This window comes from Paraburkholderia fungorum (assembly GCF_902833645.1).
GTDB lineage: Bacteria > Pseudomonadota > Gammaproteobacteria > Burkholderiales > Burkholderiaceae > Paraburkholderia > Paraburkholderia fungorum.
The window spans coordinates 928,745-947,692 of the sequence record NZ_CADFGE010000001.1 but is presented as its reverse complement, the minus strand read 5'-3'; the positions used below and the strand labels follow the sequence as shown (position 1 = coordinate 947,692).

Genomic DNA, 18,948 nt, shown 5'->3' with positions numbered 1-18,948 from the left:
TTGCGTGCGGTTACGTACGGTGGCGTGCGATTACGTTCGATTACGTGCGTCGGGTTCGATAGCGGAACAGCGGCGGCTCAGCGGCGAGCCGCCGCTCATGCCGCGTCGCGGTATTGACCCGGCCATTGGCGCGGTTTCACTTCTGCCAGCGCCTTGGCAATTGCCGCAATATGCTCAGGCGTCGTGCCGCAGCACCCGCCGGCGATATTGACGAGGCCTGCCTGCGCGAACTCCTTCAGCAATCCCGACGTATCCGCCGGCAATTCGTCAAAACCGGTATCGCTCATCGGATTCGGCAAACCGGCGTTCGGATAGCACGACACATAGGTGTCGCACAGCTTCGCCAGTTCGGCGATGTACGGGCGCATCAGCGCCGCGCCCAGCGCGCAGTTCAAACCGAAGGTGAGCGGTTTGGCGTGGCGCAGCGAGTTCCAGAAGGCCTCGACGGTTTGTCCTGACAGAATCCGGCCCGATGCGTCGGTGACGGTGCCCGAGATCATGATCGGCAGGCGCTCGCCGGTGTCTTCGAACAGCTCGTCCAGCGCGAACAGCGCGGCCTTTGCATTGAGCGTGTCGAAGATCGTTTCGACGAGAAACAGGTCGCAGCCGCCGTCCAGCAAGGCCTTCGCCTGCTCGTAGTATGCCGTGCGCAACTCGTCGAAGGTCACGTTGCGGGCGCCCGGATCGTTCACATCAGGAGAAATGCTCGCGGTCTTCGGCGTCGGTCCGATCGCCCCGGCGACAAAGCGCGGCTTGTCGGGCGTCGAGTACTTGTCGCAAGCGGCGCGCGCCAGCTTCGCCGATTCGAGATTCATCTCGACGGCGAGGTCTTCCATTCCGTAGTCGGCCTGCGCAACCGTGGTGGCGCCGAACGTGTTGGTCTCGATGATGTCCGCGCCCGCGGCCAGATACTGCTCGTGAATTTCGCCGATGACCTGCGGTTGCGTGATCGACAGCAGCTCGTTGTTGCCCTTGATGTCGCGCCCGTAGTCCTTGAAGCGTTCGCCGCGATAACGGGCTTCATCGAGCTTGTAGCGCTGGATCATTGTGCCCATGGCGCCGTCCAGAATCAGGATGCGCGATTTGAGCAGCGCGGGCAGTTCCGCGCCGCGCGTGTAGGCGGCGTCGGCACGGGCTGGCTTGGCGATTTGAGCAGGCTGGTTCATGGCGGACGAGGGCTTGCGCCGGCTTTTGCGGGAAACCTGTCATTGTAGCCGCTGTGGGGCGGTTTCGCCGGGCGCAGGCCGGGCGGGCGCGCACCCGGTCGCAACGGCGGCCGCGGCCGGCGCGGAAGCACGATGACGAAAACGAAATGTTGGAAACAATGGGTTGAAGCCTGACACAACGGAAACAACTGCGGAAACAACTGCGGAAACAACTGCGGAAACAACTGCGGAAACAACTGCGGAAACAACTGCGGAAACAACTGCGGAAACAACGGGAGAAACTGCTGCTGACACAGAACGGCCCAGTCAGGTGGAAGCCTGCTGGGCCGCGTTACTACTGAAGACCGACTTGCAAAGGCCGCCGGCTGAGCCGGTCGGCGCGGTCGATGGTTGTCGCCAAACCGTTACGTGAAACCCTTCGATCAGTGGAGAATCACCGGTTGATGCATCAGACTGTCGAACTGCCCGAGGAATTCGTCGACCTCGTCGAGCGACGGTTCATCTTCGATCAGTTTTTGCACGTGCTCGCGGAAGCTCGCCGCCATTGCACCGTCTATGTAGATTTCGCGCTGCATGTTCTTGTCCACGATCTCATAGCCTCCTGATTTCATGGCCAGAGGACCTTCCTGCGGCGGAAACTCGACGACACAATAGTTGGGGCTGTTATAGATCATTTGCATGGCGACACTCCTTATTTCCGTTGGCTCCTGGCCATTCCTGCGCCATAGGTGGAGCTTGTGGTGTGGAATTCAAGGGGTGGGTCCGGATTGACGCTTGTGAAGTTCCGAACCTACCGGTTAGACCGGCTTTCCAGGAAACGTTTCAAGCAGTGCAGCAAAACGGTGAGACTGTTCGATGGGCGAGAGACGAGCCGCATCGAGCATTCGAACTGTGCGCCTTCGAAGGCGTCTGCTATTGCCTGCATCGCAGCAGGTAGCGTGCCCGTACCGTGGCAGCCCACCATGGTCAACGTCACGCGACATACGGTTATCAGCTTACCGCGTACGCGGAAATCGCGCAGGGCTTCGCACGCCATGGCGTAGCCTTCTGACAACGTAAGTGTTAATTCTTGAAAATTTCTGCGATCTGTTCGAAACCCCGCTCGGGCTCAGGGTTTTTCAGGCAGGCTGCCAGGCGCGGTCGAATTGACCGATGACGCAGGTGCGGCTTCGGGCGTCGTCGCGGGTGCGTTGGTCGTGGAGGGCTGGTTCGCCGCGCTGCCGGACGAAATGGCGTCGCCACTACCCGCGCCGCCAGCACCGTTCGTAACGCTGGTGTCATTAGAACCGCTCGCCGCAGCACCGCTTTCGTCTGCATTGAGCTTGCCGCGCCACACGAGTTCGACCTGCGTGCCGTTCGGCTCGGTCTGCATGATGCGCGCGGGCAGCCAGCCAAGCGACGGCGCGAGCCACACGTCGATGCGGCGCAGATCGCCATCGTGGCGAGGCAATCGTTTGAAGTGACGCGTCTCGAGATAACCCTGCGCGGTGCGAATAGTCTCGTCGCCGATTGTTTCGATTGGCCAGTTCTCTCCGCTATCGTTATCGACGACGAAAAATTGCCGCGTCACCCCCGGCTTGTAAGCGGCAGGGTCGCCACGCACGAGGCTGGCAAGCTGCATCACCATGCTGAAGCGGTCTTGCGCGCCATCCGGCAGCGGCAGTGAAGCCGGCGTGCGTGTGAAGACGATCATTTTGTCGGTGCGATTGAAGATCGCCACGTCTTCCGGACGACGGCCACGTTTTTCGATGTACTGCTCCGGCGCGAGGCCGAATGCATCGATACGGCCATGGCTCGAATACGTGAACGTGCCGACGAACGGCAGCGGCACGGCAACGACCATCTCATAGCTTTGCGCGTTGCTGGTCCAATGGATCGTGCCGGGCTGGTTGCGCACGCCGTTGTAGAACGTGTCGTATTGCAGTTCCCCGGACGGCGGAACAGAGAATTTCACACCCGCTGCCGCTTTGGGCGCGCTGGCGGAGGCGGCGGCACTGGCCGTGCCCGATGCGGCCGCACTTGCATGGGCCGTGGCGTTGGAGGGGCTCGTCGCAGCGGCCGCGCTGGCCACCGCATCGGACGCGGCCGTGACCGTGGGCGCCTGCTTTGCCGGTTGCGTTGCCGTCAGCACGTGTTCGCGAGGCTTGCTCGCGGCGGCCTTGTGCGCTGGCGCCGCCGCCGCGGCTTTGGGCGTTTCGGCCGCGGGATTGCGCTCGATGCGCGCGGGTGTCAGCAGGGCGACCTGCACGGGTACATGCTCGTTGTCCGCTGGATTCAGCGTCGCGCGGTTGCGTTCGACCCACTGCGCGGCAATCCAGTGCAGGACGGCCACCACCAGCAGAACCGCAAGCCATCGCCACACTCGCAGACCGGCGCGCGGCCCGGCGGGCGGCGTGCGATCAGTGCGGCGTGTGGCGGAAGGTGAGGACATGGCCGGGTGAATTCGAACGGGCAGACGGTAAAGGGGCGGGTTGGGGGAATTCCGGCATCCCGGCGCGACGGCAATGGCAAAAGCCGCCGGGTCTGGAATTTAACGGGCCGCGAACGGCTTCGACCCATCGCCGGCGCGCGATGTTCCTGAACTCGGCACGCCAGCACGCCAGCACGCCAGCACGTCAGCACGTCAGCACGTCAGCGGGGCGACGCACTATACCCGAGCTCATACGAAAGCTTTTGCGCACAGTCGCGTAGGGCCGTATCGATCTCGCCACCCCAGCGAATATCGAACGCGCCTTCGTGACCGAGCGCGACCAACCCGAGCGCGAGATCGCCCGTCGAGTCGAACACCGGCATGCAGAACGCGTGGATGGTCGGCAGCAACATGCCTTCAACACGCGCCGCTCCGTGCTGCCGCACCTCCGCCAGCACCTGCTCGACCGCTTCCGGCGTGCGCGGGCCGCCCATATACGACGAGCGGCGCGAGTCGGTCAGTTCGCGCTCCAGCATCGCGGCGGTTTTGCTCGACGGCAGATAGGCGGCGAACAGCAAACCCGTGGCCGAGCTCAGCAGCGGCATCACGTCGCCGAGCTTGAGTGACGCCTTGGCCGGATGACTCGATTCCATCCAATGGACCATCGTGGGTCCCTGATTACCCCACACCGCAATGCCCACGGTCAGATCGAGGCGGTCGCGCAGTTCGGCAAGCGCAATGCGCGCAAGCTTTACGCCATCGACGCGAGCAAGCCGTGCCAGCCCCAATTGCAATGCGAAGCCACCCAGTTCGTACCGGCCCGACAGCGGATCCTGCGCGACCACACCGAGGCGCAGGAAGCTCACCAGATAACGGTGCGCTTTGGCCGGGCTCATGCCTGCCCGCTGGGCCAGATCGCGCAGCATCATCGCGCGCGGTTCGTGGGTCAGCACATCGAGCAATCTGAACCCGACTTCGATCGACTGGATGCCCGAGCGCAGCTTCTCCTCGCCAGCCTCGATGCTTTCGTCGTCGGATTCGGGCGCGCCGTGCGGTTCGAGCGGTTCAGCGGAGTCGGCGTCGGTGCGGATCGCGCCGGAGCGGGCAGTAGGCGGCATGAGCAAGGCGCACGGAGCGCGTTCAAAGGCAGTGAGAAGTGAGAAAGGGGGCGGGTACTTGGGCCGCGCCGATTCACCATCGTAGAATAGATTCCTTCTATCGTCACTAACGGTTCACTTTCCTATGAAACTTGCCACGCTGAAGGACGGCACGCGCGACGGTCAGTTGATCGTCGTGTCTCGCGACCTGCATACCGCGGCCATCGCCGACGCGATCGCGCCCACCATGCAGCGCGTGCTCGACGACTGGGCCTTCTACGCGCCGCAACTACAGGACCTGTACGACGCGCTCAACCAGGGTCGCGCGCGCAACACCTTCCCGTTCGACGCCAGCGAATGCATGGCGCCGCTGCCGCGCGCGTTCCAGTGGGCCGACGGTTCGTCGTACGTGAACCATGTCGAACTGGTGCGCCGCGCGCGTGGCGCGGAAATGCCGCCGGAATTCTGGACCGATCCGCTGATGTACCAAGGCGGCAGCGACGACTTCATCGGGCCGAAAGACGATGTGCTGTGCGCGTCTGAAGAATTCGGCATCGACTTCGAAGCGGAGGTCGCCGTGATCACCACCGACGTGCCGATGGGCGCGACGCCCGATCAGGCGCTCAAGTGCGTGCGTCTCGTGACGCTCGTCAACGACGTCTCGCTGCGCAATCTGATCCCCGCTGAACTCGCGAAGGGCTTTGGCTTTTTCCAGAGCAAGCCGGCCACGTCGTTCGCGCCGGTGGCGGTGACGCCCGACGAACTCGGTGAGAGCTGGCGCGAAGGGCGCCTGCACCGGCCGATGATCGTCCACTGGAACAACAAGAAGGTCGGCCAGCCCGACGCCGGCACCGACATGGTGTTCCACTTCGGGCAACTTATCGCGCACGCCGCGAAAACGCGCAATCTGCGCGCCGGCGCGATTGTCGGTTCGGGCACGGTGTCGAACAAGGACGCGAAGCGCGGCTATTGCTGCATCGCTGAGAAGCGTTGCCTCGAAACCATCGAGCACGGCGCGCCGCAAACCGAGTTCATGAAGTTCGGCGATACCGTGAAGATCGAGATGTTCGACGAAGCCGGCAAGTCGATTTTCGGTGCGATCGAGCAGGGTATCGCGCCGCTGGACTAAAGCGACTGATTGAGGCGCGGGTTTTGCGCGAGACGTGGCAGCGAGGCGGTGGTGGCACACGCTTTATTTGACATCTACAAAAGGGTTTCGCCCGATGCCGGCGCCATCACGCGCCGCTACACTGACTGGCGCGGTGGCCACCACGGGGTAGCGGCTGTCCGCTGAATGTGAAACCCGCGTGAAACAGCAGGTGAGGCGGGCGCCGGCAGCACACCGGTGCAACGCAGGCACAGCGCAAGCACAAGACAAGCAGCACATCGGCAGTACATCAGAACGAAAAAACCGACGTGAGGAGACAGCATGCCGCGATTTGAATCCCTGGAACGAGGAACCCGGCGCGCTCGCGCCTTGAGCGTACGCGCAACACCATCCAAGCGCGGGCTCGGCCGCCTTGCCGCCGCGCTATGTGCCGCGCTACCCACCATCGCCCTGGCGCAGGTGAAGATCGGCCTCGTGCTGTCGCTCACCGGGCCGGCCGCGTCGCTCGGGATTCCCGCGCGCGACACGGTCGCGCTGCTGCCCAAACAGATTGGCGGGCAGAGCGTCGAATACATCGTGCTCGACGACGCGTCCGACACCACACAGGCGGTGCAGGACACCAAGAAGCTGATCTCCGAGAATCACGTCGACGCGATCATCGGATCGTCGATCACGCCGAATTCGCTCTCGATGATCGATGTGGTTGCCGACGGCGAAACGCCGATGATCTCACTGGCCTCGTCAGCGAAAATCATCGAACCCGTCGACGCAAAACGCCACTGGGTATTCAAGACTCCTCAGACCGATGCAATGATGGCCTCGGCGATCGCCGCGCACGCCAGCGCACACGGCGTCAAAACGATGGCGTTCATCGGCCAGGCCGATGCGCTCGGCGAAACGTTCTACACCGAAGTCGCCAAATTCGCGCAGTTGCATCACATCGATATGGTGGCGAGCGAGCGCTTCAATCGCACCGATCCGAGCGTGACCGGCCAGGTCCTGAAGATTCTCGCGACCCACCCGGATGCGGTGGTGGTCGGTGCGGCCGGCACGCCCGCCGCGCTGCCGCCGAAGACGCTCAGGGAACGTGGCTACAAAGGGCTGATCTATCACAATCATGGGGTCGGCAATAACGACTTCCTGCGCGTGTGCGGCGCCGATTGCAATGGCACGTTCCTGCCCGCGAGCCCGGTGCTGGTCGCTGCGCAATTGCCGACGGATCATCCGGCCAAACGTCTCGCGCTCGACTACATCGCGCGCTTTGAAGCGTTGCGCGGAGCGGGTAGCGTGTCGGCGTTCGGTTCGTACACGTGGGACGCCGGCATGTTGCTTGGCAACGCGATACCGATCGCGCTCAAGCAGGCCGCGCCCGGCACGCCTGAATTTCGCCGTGCACTGCGCAACGCGCTGGAAGCGACGCGTGGTCTCGCGGACACCAACGGCGTGGTCAACATGAGCGCCACCGATCACCTCGGACTCGATCAACGGGCCCGCGTGATGGTCGAAATCAGGAATGGGAAATGGGTTTATCAACCGAATTGAGTTTGCGCGGGGAGTTTGTGTGAGTTTCGCGCTGACATAGCGCGAAACGGGCCGAACGAGCTGAACCTGCAGAAGGGGCTCTCAAGGCAGCGGTTTCAACAGATACATCGATAGACGGATTGCTCACCATGTCGCACGCACCACACCGTAACGACGCGTTTTACGCGCACTACCAGTCGCTGCAATTGCACCGTCATCCGCACGGCGTGCTCGAAGTCGTGATGAGCGGCGAGGGCGCGAACAAAAGCGGGCTGGCCACCGCCAACGCGCGGATGCACTTCGAGCTCGCCGAAATCTGGCGCGACATCGATCGGGATCCCGAAACGCGTGTCGCGATCATCCGCGGCGAGGGCAAAGGTTTTTCGGCGGGTGGCGACCTGCAACTGGTCGAAGACATGGCGACCGATTTCGACGTCCGCGCACGCGTGTGGCGCGAGGCGCGCGATCTCGTCTACAACGTGATCAATTGCAGCAAGCCGATCGTTTCGGCAATGCACGGTCCGGCGGTCGGCGCGGGGCTCGTGGCGGGTTTGCTCGCCGATATTTCGATTGCGACGAAATCGGCGCGCATTATCGACGGCCATACGCGCCTTGGCGTTGCCGCCGGCGATCACGCGGCCATCGTCTGGCCGCTTCTGTGCGGCATGGCGAAAGCCAAGTACTACCTGCTGCTGTGCGAGCCGGTGAGCGGCGAGGAGGCTGAGCGGATCGGTCTCGTGTCGCTTGCCGTCGATGAACACGATCTGCGGCCCAAAGCATTCGAAGTCGCGCAAAAACTGGCCAACGGCTCGCAGACGGCGATTCGTTGGACCAAGTACGCGTTGAACAACTGGCTGCGCTCGGCCGGGCCGGCGTTCGATACGTCACTGGCGCTGGAATTCATGGGTTTCGCCGGGCCGGACGTGCGCGAAGGCGTAACCTCGCTACGCGAGCGGCGCGCGCCGGATTTTGGCGGCGCGGACCCGTGGAGCGGGCGGCCGCGGCACGCGCCGGGCAGCGGGACCAGGGACGACGAAGGTTCCTGAAACCGGCGACCGGCGCCGCTTGTGCAACGTCTCCGCCGGTCCGCGCTTGAGGTGCCGCGTGAGGGGCGCAAGCGGTTGCCCGAAGCGCTGCCCGAACTCAGCGCGGTGCGCTGCGCCACGCGCGGTATGATCGAATCAGACGCGTCCGGGACGGCGCTATTTCCTTCCCTTTATGCAGCGAGGCGACAAGCATGACCGATACACCTGGCACCACGCCGCCCTTTCCCGGTTTCCCCGGGTTTCCGCCCGCTGAAATGCTCGAACACATGTGGGGCATGATGCGTCTCTCGCCGTTCAGTTCGGCGTTTTCCGGCGCGCAGGCGGGCGGTAGCCTCGGGCCGTCGCTGTCGATGATGTCCGACATGATGGCGCCGCTGACCAATGTCGAAGAACTCGACAAGCGCATCACGGATATGCGCGCGGTCGAGCAGTGGCTGAAGCTCAATCTGAACATGCTGCAATCCGCCATTCAGGCGCTCGAAGTGCAGCGCGCCACGCTCGCGACACTGCGCGCATTCGGTGCGTTCGCGCAGTCGTCGATGGCGCAGCCGGCTTCCGCGGGTGCTGCGCCGAGTCCCGCGCCGGCTGGCTGGCCGCATCCGGAGGCAGCTTCGGCCTCGAGCCCGGCTTCGAACAATGCGAACTCGTCGGCCGCCGCCGAGCCGGCAACCGACGAGGGTGAGGCCGCTACGCCGCCGTTCGACGCCTCCGCCTGGTGGAATCTGCTGCAATCGCAGTTCAACCAGATCGCCCAGTTTGCGATGACCCAACCCACTGCGGGCGCCTCCGCGTCAGGCGATTCGGCGACGGACTCGCCCGGAGCGGCGGGCGCGGAGGCGTCGGCAAAGGATGCGGCTGACGCACCGGATGAGGCCGCCGACGCCGGGCCTGCCGCCAAACGGCCGGCGGCGAAGCGGGCCGCGCCGGCAACCTCGACTTCGACTTCGACGGCCAAGCGTGCAAGCGGTGCGGGCAATACTGCGCGCGCGACGAAGAAACCCGTTTAACGGTAGGCGCGAAGCCGGGCGATGCAACCCATGCGATGGCGGTGTAAAGCCCGGTGGACTTTCGGTGCGGCGAGGCAAATTCGTCGCGTGTCATGGTTTTGACCCCGATCGTCAGTCACACTCCGCGAATCGGATTGTTTATTGAGAGAAGTCAATCGGGCACCAGAATTGCGACTGTTAGCGCGCGGGATCCGTATAGTCAGCGTGCTATCATTGTGTAAGCTTCATTTTGGCTTTTGGGCGCGCGCTGAAAACAACCAATCCAGCCGCCCTTGCTCCAATCGCCGCCGGTATCCCCGGCGCAGGGCTGGACGGTGCGGATTCATCGCAAACTGGCTCGACCTCAGGCATAGGGTATCCCTCACCCACGGTTGGCCGCGTAGCGCGTAACTTCTGGTTAGCAGCGCCGCGCAAACGGCTGGACTTCTTTGCTGTCCGATGCATCTAGGCAGCCGATTACCGCGTAAAATTGAATGCTTGGCCGACAAACGGCGCACAAAACGGTGCGTTTCGTTCGTCATCAGCAAAAGTGCTACATGTAGTAGTGACAGACACAGACAGTATGCGCAGAACAGGGGTGGGACTATGAACACCATGCTTTATCCGGAACTTTATAAATCGCTCGAATCCGTTCGATGGGACATGGAGAAAGACATTCCCTGGGACAAGTTCGATGCATCGCTATTGACCGACGAGCAGGCAGCGACGATCAAGATGAACGCGATCACCGAATGGTCGGCGTTGCCCGCCACGGAAATGTTCCTCCGTGACAACCATCACGACAGCGATTTTTCCGCATTCATGAGCGTGTGGTTCTTTGAAGAACAGAAGCATTCGTTGGTGCTGATGGAATATCTGCGCCGCTTCAAGCCGGAAATGTGCCCGACCGAAGAAGAACTGCACGCCGTGCGCTTCGAATTCGACCCGGCGCCGCCGCTCGAAACGCTGATGCTGCACTTCTGTGGCGAAATCCGCCTGAACCACTGGTATCGCCGTGCAGCCGAATGGCACACCGAGCCGGTCATCAAGGCCATTTACGAAACCATCTCGCGCGACGAAGCGCGCCATGGCGGCGCGTATCTGCGCTACATGAAGAAAGCCATGGTGCAAACCGGCGACATCGCGCGTGCTGCGTTCGCCAAGATCGGCGTTCTGATGGCATCCGCGCGCCGCACGGAAAAGCCGCTGCACCCCACCAACCTGCACGTGAACCAGGCGCTGTTCCCGCGCGACACGATTCAATCGCGTCTGCCCGATCCGGAATGGCTCGAACGCTGGCTCGACGAACAGATCCGTTTCGACGACGGCTGGGAAAAGAAGGTCGTGGAGCGGATTCTGCACAACCTGTCGATTCTGTTCGAGCGTACGTTCAACACGGCACAGGAATTGAACCGCTATCGCAAGGAAGTGGTCGCGCGCCTGCAGGCCGATCAGAAATCGGCGGAACAGCCGGCTTGATGATTTAGAAGGCTTAAGGTTTCAGGAACGGCCCGGCAGGCGTCAGCTTGCCGGGCCGTTTTGCTTCATGCCGTTCGCCGTGTATCGTGGCGGCACTTCTTTTTTCTTCGCGACTCCATCATGGCCGCTACTTTTGAACGCAAGATTTTTACGCGCGACGCGCTGGTGAAGCTTCGCGCTTCGATGGCCGCTCCGGTTGTCTTTACCAACGGGGTGTTCGACATCCTGCACCGCGGGCATGTGACTTATCTTGCCGATGCCAAAGCGCTCGGTGCTTGCCTGATTGTCGGCGTCAACAGCGACGCGTCTGTGCGCATGCTCGGCAAAGGAGACGACCGGCCGATTAATAACGAGGCGGATCGGATGGCTTTGCTGGCGGCACTCGAAAGTGTCGACTACGTGGTTTGTTTCGGCGAGAAGACGCCCGTTGAATTGATTTCGGCGCTGCGTCCGGATGTGCTGGTCAAAGGCGGTGACTACGACATGGATGTGTTGCCCGAATCGGCCATTGTGCGGGGCTGGGGTGGCAAGGCTTTGGCGATTCCCTTCGAGCATGAGCGCTCGACCACCGCGTTATTGAAGAAGGTTCGCGCGCAAGGGTGAGGTGTTCGTCCGCGTTCGGACGATGCGTTCTTCTTTTCGTCGCCGAAGCGCGGCGTAGTGCCGGGGCCAGGCGCTCCCTGCCGCTTCTCTATTGCGGCAACGCCGATGCCGCTACCGGCGCCGCCGGCACCGGGCCGCCTACCACTGCCTGGTCGGCTGCTTCGGCTGCGGTGAGGGGTTGCACCTTCAACCATTCCGCGTGGAGCTGACGGTTCAGGTGGTTCGGCTCGCGGCTGCCGGCTGTGGGCGTCGGGCCGAATACGCCGCGCATCGCGACGAATGCCAGCATGTTGGCAAGAAACAATATGGCGATCAGCCAGCGCAGCATCGTTAGTCTTTCCCGGTCGATAAGTTCAGCCGCTGTTCCGGATGGCCGCGGCTCAGGCGCCGTCTGCCAACGTGCGATCGGCGGCAATCAGCGCGAGCCCCGATAGCACCAGCGAATCGTGGCGAGTATGCGGCACTTTGAGCGCACTTGTCACTTCGTCCACCGCGCCGCCGCTCACCACGAGGCGTACCGGCACTTGCCACTCGTCCTGCAAATCGCGCCACATGCGTTCGATCAAACCGGCTTGCGCCAAGGTGCACCCAGCCGATAGCGAACGCGGCGTATCTGTCGCGAGGAACGGGCCGCGGCGTTCCCCGCCTGACGTGGCATCCGCGTCGAGCAAGCCGCGCGCGGCGTTGGCGTCGAGCGTCGGCAGTTGCGCCGTGTGCTCGCCGAGCGAGCGCATCATCAAGGTCCAGCCCGGCGCGATCAGACCGCCGACAAAGCAACCGTCCGCACGCAACGCTTCAAGCGTGGTCGCCGTGCCGAACGTCGCGATCAGCAGATTCTCGCCGGGAAACGCCGCGTGTGCGCCGATCAGGCCGGCCCAGCGATCGCTGCCGAGCGTACCCGGCGCCGTGTAGCTGTTGGTTACACCGCATTGCTGTGCGCAGGCACGGATCGTCGTGCGCGGCAGTTGCGGCCAGTGGGCATCGAGGAGGGCGGCAATCCGCGCCGCGACACCCTCGCCCGCCACGTTCGATAACCACGCGCCGCCCGGCGTCGGCAAACTCGACCAGTCAGGTCGATCAGCGCCGCCGTGCGCAAGCGCGCCGGCCGCGATTTGCGTGCCGTCCGGCTTGACCAGCGCCCACTTGATGCGGCTATTGCCTGCGTCGATCAACAGATAAGGCGCGCCGCGCGTCATGCAGCACCGTCGGCCAGACGCAGCGAGACGTCACCGGTCGCCACGGTCAGGCGGCCCGCAGCGGTGTCGAGCAGCAATTGCCCGCGCTCGTCGACCCCTGCCGCCACCCCGCGTGCCAGTTCCTGACCTTGCTCCAGCAACACCACTTCGCGGCCTGCGTAGGCATGCACGGCGTTCCAGCGCGCCTGGAACGGCGCGAAGCCTTCGGCGCCGAAGCGCTGCAGCGCCGGTTCAAGCGCATTCAGCTCCGCGGCAAGCGTATCGGTGAGGTTCGCGTTCGGCAGCGCGCGTTGCAGCGCGGTCGGCATGGCGCCGCGCGCCTGCGCCGGCACGTCGGCATTCAGTTGGCCGACCTTGGCCGCGAGTTCTTCCGCGCCCTTCACATTGGTGCCGATACCGATCACGACAGCGCTCGCTTCGTCGGTGCTCCATGCGGTTTCGATCAGGATGCCGGCCAGCTTGTCGCCTTCGAGCAGGACGTCGTTGGGCCACTTCAGCGCGATCTGCCCTGGGCCCGCGACCGGCAACGAGCGCAGCCCGTCGACCAGCGCCACGCCGACGGCGAGGCTCAAACCCGCCAGCCCTTCGAGCGGCCGCGGCAGCACGCATGCCACGGAAAACAACAGTGCATTGCCTGGCTCCGCATACCAGGGACGGCCACGGCGGCCACGCCCCGCGGTTTGCAGATAGGCGACCCGCACGATCGGGCGGGGCAGCGCGCCGGCTTTGCGAGGCAATGCCTTGACGCGCGTCATCAGGTCGGCGTTGGTCGAGCCGGTTTCCTCGACGATCTCGATCGGCCAGTCATGCGCGTGCGGGCCGAATAGCGCGACCGCGCGCTCCCGGTCGATCCGCCAGTCGGCGGCCGCGGCGGCTTGGGGTGGGGTCTTGGAGGCGTTCATGAGGCATATTGTAGCGACAGCGAACGCCGCTAGCCCACGAGCCCGCTTCATCCGCCGCGCCTTCGTTACAATGGCCCCTAATCCGATAACCAGATTGCAGCGATCCTTGAACTACGACACTCCGCCCGGCCTTGAAGTCGCGGCAGGCAGCCAAGGCAAGATCGTCCGGCTTTCGGGCCAGTGGACGGCGCTCGCGCTCGCACGCGACAAGGCCACCGGCCACGTGATCCCCTTGTTGCATTCGCTGAGCGGCGCCCAGGGCATTTACGAATGGGACCTGTCCCGTATCGTCCGGATGGACCACGTCGGCGGGCAGGCACTGTGGCGCGTATGGGGCCACAAGATGCCGCCGGACACCACGCTCACCGACACGCAACGCGACATTTTCGAGCGCATCGCGCTGCTCGATACGGTGCGCGAAAAGGTCGAACCGGTGGTCAAGGTCGATCCGTTCACGCGCCTCGGCCTCGCGATTTTTTCGTTCTTCGAGCACCTGTACGGTGGCTTCGGCATGCTCGGGCAGGTCGTGATCGATCTGCTCAAGATCGTGCGCAAACCGAAGGTCACGCCGTGGACCGAAATCTCCGCGAACATCTATAACGCCGGAACCAAGGCTTTGCCGATCACCGCGCTGGTGGCCTTCCTGATCGGCATCGTGCTGAGTTATCTGTCGGCGCAGCAACTGCGGCTTTTTGGCGCGAATCAGTACATCGTCAATATTCTCGGCTTGTCGGTGATTCGCGAACTGGGGCCGGTGCTGTCGGCAATTCTGGTGGCGGGCCGCTCGGGTTCGGCGATTACCGCGCAGATTGGCGTGATGCGCGTCACCGAAGAGCTCGACGCCATGCGCGTGATGGGCATTCCTCACGGCCTGCGCTTGATTCTGCCGCGCGTGGTCGCACTCGGCGTGGCGATGCCGCTGCTCGTCATGTGGACCAACATCATCGCGCTGACCGGCGGTGCACTCGCCGCGAAGATCGTGCTCGGCATCGACATGAGCTACTTCGCGCGCGCGTTGCCGGGCGTCGTGCCGGTCGCCAATCTGTGGATCGGTTTGGGCAAGGGCGTTGCGTTCGGCATGCTGATCGCGATCGTCGGTTGTCACTTCGGCTTCCGTATCAAGGCCAATTCGCAAAGCCTCGGCGAAGGTACGACCACCTCGGTGGTGACCTCGATCACCATCGTGATTCTCGCGGACGCGGTGTTCGCGATCCTCTTCCAGAACGTGGGGCTAGGATGATCGCGCCACTCACCCAGGCCGTGCGCGGCCAACCGATGCCGGAGATCGCGGAGCCGGTGATCGAAGTGATCGACATCACCAAGCGCTACGGCCGCAACATCGTGCATCAGCATCTGAATTTCGACGTGCGGCGTGGCGAGATCGTCTCGATCGTGGGCGGTTCGGGTTCGGGCAAGACCACGCTGGTGCGGCAGATTCTCGGTCTGGAGCGGCCGTCGTCGGGAACCATCAAGCTGTTCGGCGAAGACATTTCCACCATTTCGCCGGAAACCGCTTTGCTCATGCGCAGCCGCTCCGGCATGCTGTTTCAGCGTGGCGCGCTGTTTTCGTCGCTGTCGGTGTTCGACAACATCGCGCAGCCGTTGCGCGAACTCGGCAAGGTGCCGGAGGACCTGCTGCGCGACATCGTGATGCTCAAGCTCGAGATGGTCGGCCTGCCGTGCAAGCACGCGTCGAAGATGCCGTCGGCGCTCTCGGGCGGCATGATCAAGCGCGTCGGTATCGCGCGCGCCATTGCGCTCGAACCCGAACTGCTGTTTCTGGACGAACCGACCGCCGGCCTCGACCCGCAGGCGTCCGACGAATTTGTCGAACTGATCTCGGCGCTGCATCGCGCGCTCGGTCTGACGGTGGTGATGGTCACGCACGATCTGGACACGATGATCGCGCTCTCTACCCGTGTCGCCGTGCTGGCGGACCGCAAGGTGCTGGTCGCCGCGCCGGTCGAAGAGGCGGCGGGCGTCGATCATCCTTTTATCCGCGAATATTTCCTCGGCCTGCGCGGGCGCCGCGCGCTGCAGGCGCTGCCGCCGGAACGCCGCGCGAAATTGCCGCGTGCCGCGCTCGAATCGGCGTCGTCCGAATTGCCGCTGTGAACCAGGGAACCTGACTATGGAAAACAAATCACACGCCTTCTGGGCGGGACTCTTTACGGTGGTCCTGCTGGCTGCGATCGCGGTGGCGGCTTTTTTGTTCAACGTCGACCGTTCCGTGCGGGTGCCGTACGATCTGATCGCCCGCACCAACGTGACGGGGCTGTATACCGACGCGGCAGTGCGCTATCGCGGGCTTGACGTCGGCAAGGTGCAATCGATCAAATTCGATCGGGATCATCCGGGACAGATTCTGATCCGCATCCTCGTCGACACGCACGCGCCGATCACGCACTCCACGTTCGGCAGCCTCGGGTTCCAGGGCGTGACGGGGATTGCCTTCATCCAGCTGGATGACAATGGGCGCGATCCGACGCCGCTCGCGTCGTCGGCGAAAGATGTGGCGCAATTGCCGATGCGTCCGGGCTTGCTCGACCAGTTGCAGCAACGCGGCGATGTCTTGCTGCGCAAACTCGAAAAAGTCACCGACGACGTCGACAATCTGTTGTCGCCGGAAATGGTTAGCCAGTTGCAGGGCACAGCCGCGAGCATTCAGAAAGCCGCCGACGGTGTCGCCACGCTGACTCAGCAGATGGCGCCGGTCGCCGGCAAGCTGCCCGCCACGATCAACACGCTGGATCGCACGCTGGAGTCGACCAACGCGTTGATCACCAGTCTGAACCGCCCGGACGGACCGTTCGAGACCAACCTGAACAAGGTCGGGACGGCGGCGCAGCAAGCCGGGGACGCGCTGGTCTCGATGGATAGTTCGATCCAGGAACTGTCGGCGCGCGTGGGTTATGACACGCTGCCGCGCGTCAACTCGCTCGCCGAAGACGTGCGCTCGGCGGCCCGTTCGGTCGACCGCGCTGCCGATACGTTCAGCACCAATCCGCGCAGCGTGCTGTTCGGCGCGCCGAAATCGGCGCCGGGCCCGGGCGAAGCTGGCTTCACGTGGCCCGCCGCCCGCGCTGCCGCTCACGCTGCTCAATGAAACGATTTGAAGGTTTGAAGAAGGAATATGGTTATGTCACGCTCGATTCACCGATTGTTGTCCTCGAGCACCGCGCTTGCGGTATTGCTCGCGTTCGGCGTGCTGGCTGCCGGCTGCGCCGGCAACCCCGCGGCGATCTCGGACATTCGCTACGACCTTGGGCCGCCGAGTCCGGCGGCCTCGGCCGGCACGTTGCCGGCAGTGAAGGTGCTCGATGTCACCGCGTCCGACAATCTCGAATCCGACAAGCTGATTTACCGGCTCAGCTACGCCGACGCGCAGCAGACGGCGTCGTATGCGAATAGCCACTGGACCATGGCGCCGTCGCAACTGCTGACCCAGCGTCTGCGCGGCGCATTGAGTTCGCGCGGCACGGTGCTGACCGGTGCCGACGGCGTGCATGCGCCGGTGCTGAAGGTCGATCTGAGCGAGTTCGAACAGGTCTTCGACAGCCAGTCGGAAAGCCACGCGGCTGTCACCGCGCGCGCCACGTTGACGCAAAACGGCAAGGTGATCGGCCAGCGCACCTTCATCGCACGGGCACCGTCCAGTTCGGCGGACGCGGCCGGCGGCGCGCAGGCGCTCGCCGCGGCCAGCGACGATCTCGTCGCGCAGATCAGCGCATGGCTGGGCGTGCAGGCGCTGGTCGCCGCGCAATGACCGGCATGCAGCGCACGCAACGGAGCGCTGCATGAGCGTCAAATCCTGGCAGCGCCGCCCGTCGGCGCTTGCCCGGCAGGCCTTGGGGCTGTATACGGCGCTGATCGTGTACGGCTCGTGGTATCCGTTTTCCGGCTGGCGTTCGCTCGGCCTCGCGCCGTTTGCGTATCTGTCCGATCCCATGCCGCAGTATCTGACGGCGTTCGACGTGGTCACGAACGTGCTCGGCTATATGCCGTTCGGCGCGCTGGTGGTGCTCGCGGTGTATCCGCGCTGGCGCGGTCCGCTGGCGGTCGCGTTAGCTTTCGTGCTCGGTGGATTGCTGTCGGGCGTGATGGAAGCGGTGCAGACCTATCTGCCGACGCGCGTTGCGTCCAATCTCGATCTGGCTGCCAACGCGCTCGGCGCGCTGCTGGGCGCGGCAATCGTGTCGCCGGCCACGGGCGCGTTGCTCGATCGCGGTTTGCTGCGGCGTTTGCGGCTGCTCTGGTTCGAGCGTGACACGGCGGCGCTCGCGTGTCTCGTCGCCTCGTGGCCGTTCGCGACGATGTATCCGGCGCCGCGCCTGTTCGGACTGGGCAACTGGCCGCGCGAGCTTTGGCTGCGTTTCGATTCGACGACGCAAGATGCATTGCTCGCGTGGACGCCCTCGGCCTGGCACGTCGGCGCGTGGCCGGCGCTGGTCGCCGCCTGGTTGCCGGACGACGTGTGGGAAGCCGTGATCACGACGCTCAATCTGTTCGCCGCACTCGTGCTGGCTTCGCTGCCGGTGCGCCGCCATGCGCCGCTGGTGCGGCTGTTGATCGTGTTTATCGTCACGACCTTGTGTGTGAAGGCGGGTGCGACGTTTCTGCAATCGCAATCCGGTCTTGCGTTCGACTGGGCAACGCCCGGCGCGCTGGCAGGGCTTGTGGGCGGCACCGTCGCGGCACTGCTGGCGTTGCGCTTGCGGCGCAGGTCGCGTGCCGCGCTGGCGGCCTGTGCGCTGACGGTGGCCCTGGTGTTCGTCAATCTGCTGCCGGTGAATCCGTATTTCGATGCCGTGCTGGCCGACTGGCGCCAGGGCCGCTATCTGCACTTCAACGGTCTCGCACACTGGATCGCGTGGATCTGGCCATATGCCGCGCTGGTGTGGCTCGCCTATCTCGTCGAACAGGTGTGGCTCAAGCGGCGCGCGAAGCCCGTATAAGCGCAGGCGGCGCGTGGGGCCGGGCAAATGACTGCACATCGTCCGCTGTTCGGCGGCTGCCAGCCCCGCTCGCTATAATCGTCCGCACAACAGGCGCGCCACAGCGCCAGCAGCGCCACTCCCCACTCTTACAGGCCCGCTCCCGGACATCATGGACTCCTTCTACAAGCACCACGTCTTCTTCTGCCTCAACCAGCGTGAACCCGGCGCGGAGCGCCCGAGTTGCGCGAATTGCAACGCGCAGGAAATGCAGGAATACGCGAAAAAGCGGGTGAAGACACTGGGCCTCGCCGGCCCCGGCCAGGTGCGTATCAACAAGGCCGGCTGCCTGGATCGCTGCGAACTCGGCCCGACGCTCGTCGTGTATCCGGAAGGCGTCTGGTACACCTACGTCGACAAGAGCGACATCGATGAAATCGTCGATTCGCACCTCGTGAACGGCAAGATCGTCGAGCGTCTGAAAATCGATTAATAAGCGT

General features: G+C 63.9%; 19 protein-coding genes. 12 read left to right on the top strand and 7 right to left on the bottom strand.

Annotated elements, in window-relative coordinates:
- Positions 1 to 95 precede the first annotated feature (95 nt).
- The 4 genes from HWX91_RS04295 to HWX91_RS04280 form a co-directional block, all read right to left on the bottom strand.
- Positions 96 to 1,166 carry a homocysteine S-methyltransferase family protein gene (locus HWX91_RS04295; RefSeq protein ID WP_028198979.1) on the bottom strand — a complete coding sequence of 357 codons (1,071 nt, stop codon included), beginning with the start codon at positions 1,164 to 1,166 and terminating at the stop codon, positions 96 to 98.
- Between the two features lie 422 nt (positions 1,167 to 1,588).
- A complete protein-coding gene (locus tag HWX91_RS04290) occupies positions 1,589 to 1,846 on the bottom strand; it encodes a BTH_I0359 family protein (RefSeq protein ID WP_028198981.1) in 258 nt (85 codons plus the stop codon).
- Between the two features lie 428 nt (positions 1,847 to 2,274).
- On the bottom strand, positions 2,275 to 3,597 hold the full coding sequence (locus HWX91_RS04285; RefSeq protein ID WP_028198982.1) for a DUF3108 domain-containing protein: 1,323 nt from the start codon (positions 3,595 to 3,597) through the stop codon (positions 2,275 to 2,277).
- A 200-nt stretch (positions 3,598 to 3,797) separates the two neighbouring features.
- Entirely contained in the window at positions 3,798 to 4,694 is an 897-nt protein-coding gene (locus HWX91_RS04280; protein WP_028198983.1) for an IclR family transcriptional regulator, read from the bottom strand.
- Between the two features lie 124 nt (positions 4,695 to 4,818).
- Between HWX91_RS04280 and HWX91_RS04275 the strand changes: the two genes are divergently transcribed.
- From HWX91_RS04275 to rfaE2, 6 genes are all read left to right on the top strand, one after another.
- The gene (locus HWX91_RS04275; RefSeq protein ID WP_028198984.1) at positions 4,819 to 5,802 is read left to right on the top strand and encodes a fumarylacetoacetate hydrolase family protein; all 984 of its coding nucleotides are present in this window, start codon (positions 4,819 to 4,821) and stop codon (positions 5,800 to 5,802) included.
- Positions 5,803 to 6,102: 300 nt separating this feature from the next.
- Complete coding sequence (locus HWX91_RS04270) at positions 6,103 to 7,323, top strand: ABC transporter substrate-binding protein (protein ID WP_028198985.1); 1,221 nt, start codon at positions 6,103 to 6,105, stop codon at positions 7,321 to 7,323.
- A 128-nt stretch (positions 7,324 to 7,451) separates the two neighbouring features.
- The gene (locus HWX91_RS04265; protein WP_028198986.1) at positions 7,452 to 8,348 is read left to right on the top strand and encodes an enoyl-CoA hydratase/isomerase family protein; all 897 of its coding nucleotides are present in this window, start codon (positions 7,452 to 7,454) and stop codon (positions 8,346 to 8,348) included.
- A 191-nt stretch (positions 8,349 to 8,539) separates the two neighbouring features.
- Positions 8,540 to 9,355 (top strand): PhaM family polyhydroxyalkanoate granule multifunctional regulatory protein, encoded by an 816-nt coding sequence (locus HWX91_RS04260; protein WP_028198987.1) that lies wholly within the window; start codon positions 8,540 to 8,542, stop codon positions 9,353 to 9,355.
- Between the two features lie 585 nt (positions 9,356 to 9,940).
- Complete coding sequence (locus tag HWX91_RS04255; protein WP_028198988.1) at positions 9,941 to 10,813, top strand: ferritin family protein; 873 nt, start codon at positions 9,941 to 9,943, stop codon at positions 10,811 to 10,813.
- 120 nt (positions 10,814 to 10,933) lie between these two features.
- Positions 10,934 to 11,416 (top strand): D-glycero-beta-D-manno-heptose 1-phosphate adenylyltransferase, encoded by a 483-nt coding sequence (gene rfaE2 / locus HWX91_RS04250; protein ID WP_028198989.1) that lies wholly within the window; start codon positions 10,934 to 10,936, stop codon positions 11,414 to 11,416.
- An 88-nt stretch (positions 11,417 to 11,504) separates the two neighbouring features.
- On the opposite strand, the gene HWX91_RS04245 is transcribed toward rfaE2, so the two are convergent.
- From HWX91_RS04245 to HWX91_RS04235, 3 genes are read right to left on the bottom strand one after another with little or no spacing between them, the layout of a single operon-like run.
- Positions 11,505 to 11,744 carry a hypothetical protein gene (locus HWX91_RS04245; RefSeq protein WP_028198990.1) on the bottom strand — a complete coding sequence of 80 codons (240 nt, stop codon included), beginning with the start codon at positions 11,742 to 11,744 and terminating at the stop codon, positions 11,505 to 11,507.
- Positions 11,745 to 11,796: 52 nt separating this feature from the next.
- The gene (locus HWX91_RS04240) at positions 11,797 to 12,612 is read right to left on the bottom strand and encodes a type III pantothenate kinase (RefSeq protein WP_028198991.1); all 816 of its coding nucleotides are present in this window, start codon (positions 12,610 to 12,612) and stop codon (positions 11,797 to 11,799) included.
- On the bottom strand, positions 12,609 to 13,514 hold the full coding sequence (locus HWX91_RS04235) for a biotin--[acetyl-CoA-carboxylase] ligase (protein ID WP_028198992.1): 906 nt from the start codon (positions 13,512 to 13,514) through the stop codon (positions 12,609 to 12,611). The genes HWX91_RS04240 and HWX91_RS04235 overlap by 4 nt, the downstream gene beginning before the upstream one ends.
- Positions 13,515 to 13,620: 106 nt before the next feature.
- Between HWX91_RS04235 and HWX91_RS04230 the strand changes: the two genes are divergently transcribed.
- The 6 genes from HWX91_RS04230 (at position 13,621) to HWX91_RS04205 (ending at position 18,941) form a co-directional block, all read left to right on the top strand.
- Positions 13,621 to 14,754, top strand: a complete 1,134-nt coding sequence (locus HWX91_RS04230) for an MlaE family ABC transporter permease (RefSeq protein WP_028198993.1) — start codon at positions 13,621 to 13,623, stop codon at positions 14,752 to 14,754.
- Positions 14,751 to 15,629, top strand: coding sequence for an ABC transporter ATP-binding protein (locus HWX91_RS04225; RefSeq protein WP_028198994.1), 879 nt, complete (start codon positions 14,751 to 14,753; stop codon positions 15,627 to 15,629). The genes HWX91_RS04230 and HWX91_RS04225 overlap by 4 nt, the downstream gene beginning before the upstream one ends.
- Positions 15,630 to 15,645: 16 nt before the next feature.
- On the top strand, positions 15,646 to 16,620 hold the full coding sequence (locus HWX91_RS04220; RefSeq protein ID WP_028198995.1) for an MlaD family protein: 975 nt from the start codon (positions 15,646 to 15,648) through the stop codon (positions 16,618 to 16,620).
- A gap of 33 nt (positions 16,621 to 16,653) precedes the next feature.
- Positions 16,654 to 17,280 (top strand): ABC-type transport auxiliary lipoprotein family protein, encoded by a 627-nt coding sequence (locus HWX91_RS04215; RefSeq protein WP_028198996.1) that lies wholly within the window; start codon positions 16,654 to 16,656, stop codon positions 17,278 to 17,280.
- Between the two features lie 31 nt (positions 17,281 to 17,311).
- Positions 17,312 to 18,469 carry a VanZ family protein gene (locus tag HWX91_RS04210; RefSeq protein WP_028198997.1) on the top strand — a complete coding sequence of 386 codons (1,158 nt, stop codon included), beginning with the start codon at positions 17,312 to 17,314 and terminating at the stop codon, positions 18,467 to 18,469.
- A 151-nt stretch (positions 18,470 to 18,620) separates the two neighbouring features.
- Positions 18,621 to 18,941: a (2Fe-2S) ferredoxin domain-containing protein gene (locus HWX91_RS04205; RefSeq protein ID WP_028198998.1), complete on the top strand. Its 321-nt coding sequence runs from the start codon at positions 18,621 to 18,623 to the stop codon at positions 18,939 to 18,941.
- Positions 18,942 to 18,948 lie beyond the last annotated feature (7 nt).